This window comes from Streptomyces sp. NPDC096311 (assembly GCF_044763085.1).
Classification (GTDB): domain Bacteria; phylum Actinomycetota; class Actinomycetes; order Streptomycetales; family Streptomycetaceae; genus Streptomyces.
In genome coordinates this window covers 1-1434 of sequence record NZ_JBIWFN010000072.1, presented here as the reverse complement: position 1 = coordinate 1434, position 1434 = coordinate 1, and the positions used below count along the sequence as shown (strand labels likewise).

Below are 1434 nucleotides of genomic sequence, written 5' to 3'. Positions count from 1 at the left end.
CTAGTAGGACTCCGTTAGGTTGCTCTGGCTCTGAGGTTCTGGCTGGTGGGGGATGTTCTGGGCAGGGGGCGGTGGCAGGTGGTGCAGGTGCCGGTCCAGCAGTTCAGCAGGTCCTGGATGGCGTCGAGGGTCTGGTAGAGGGTGAGTCTGGTGTATCGGCTTTTGGGGCCAGGCGCTGTTCGGTGAGGAACGCATGGGCGGCGGTGACCAGGGTGACGTGGTGATGCCAGCCGTTCCAGGAACGTCCCTCGAAGTGGTCCAGGCCGAGGCCGTGCTTGAGTTCCCGGTAGTCGTGCTCGATGCGCCAGCGGATCTTGGCGAGACGGACAAGGTCGGCGATCGGGGTGTCGGCGGGCAGGTTGGACAGCCAGTAGTCGGTCGGCGCTTCGGCGTCGGCGGGCCATTCGGCCAGCAGCGTGACCTCGGGCAAGACACCGTCCCAGCGGCCTGGGTCTGTGGCGGCGGCCTTCGCCAGGCGTCGGGATTTGATGCCGGCGGGCCGCACCCGCAGGGACAGGAAGCGCGAGCGCATCGGTCCGCGGGAGCCTTCCCGCCAGGTCACTTCGGCGAAGGCCTGCCGACCGTGGCCGGCCGCGAGCGCGGCCACCGGGGACGGCTTGTCGCGATAGCGGGGCTGCGGCTTGCGGCCGTTGCCGGACCAGGGCGGGAGCGTGGGCAGCGCGTCGTGCGGGTGGACGCTCATATCCGAACGGATCGCCACCACGTAGCCGATGCCCCGACGCTCCAGCCCGTCGCGGAAGTCGGCGTTCTGCCCGTAGCCGGCGTCGGCCACCAGCACCGGCGGAACCAGGCCCCACTCGGCCAGTTCGTCGATGCTGTCCAGGGCCAGGCGCCACTTCTCCCGGTGCCCGACCTCGTCCGGGATCCCTGTCTTGCGCCGGCGGACCGGATCGTCTGCCCACTCCTCGGGCACGAACAGTCGCCACTGCAGCGGAACCGACGCGGTGTCGGAGACCGCGTGCACGCTCACCGCGACCTGGCAGTTGGCCTGCTTGCCCAGCGCTCCGCAGTACTGGTGGGCGACCGCCACCGACATCCGGCCGTCCTTGGGGAACGACACGTCATCGACCGCCCAGGCATCCGGGCCGAGGCGGGGCACCATCCGCTCCGCGATCCGCCGCCGCACCAACACCGGATCCCACGTCGACTGATTCACGAACTGCTGCAGGTTCTGCTCGTTGCCGTCCGGCAGCCGCTCCGCCATGGCCTGGATGGACTTGCGGCGCCCGTCCATCATCAGCCCCCGCAGATAGCAGTCGCTCTTGGCCCGCTGATCCTTCCGCGGCACCGAGGCGAACACGTCAGCCACGAATAACGCCAACTGCGCCCGAGCACGGTTCACTTCATGTGCGTCCACACACTCAGCATGCCGCTGAACACGGCCGACAGAAAGACCTAACGGAGTCCTACTAG

General features: G+C 68.8%; 1 protein-coding gene. It reads right to left on the bottom strand.

The window, feature by feature from the left end; all coding sequences use genetic code 11:
* Window positions 1-103 precede the first annotated feature (103 nt).
* Entirely contained in the window at window positions 104-1378 is a 1275-nt protein-coding gene (locus tag ACIRA5_RS53635; RefSeq protein ID WP_403706022.1) for an IS701 family transposase, read from the bottom strand.
* Window positions 1379-1434 lie beyond the last annotated feature (56 nt).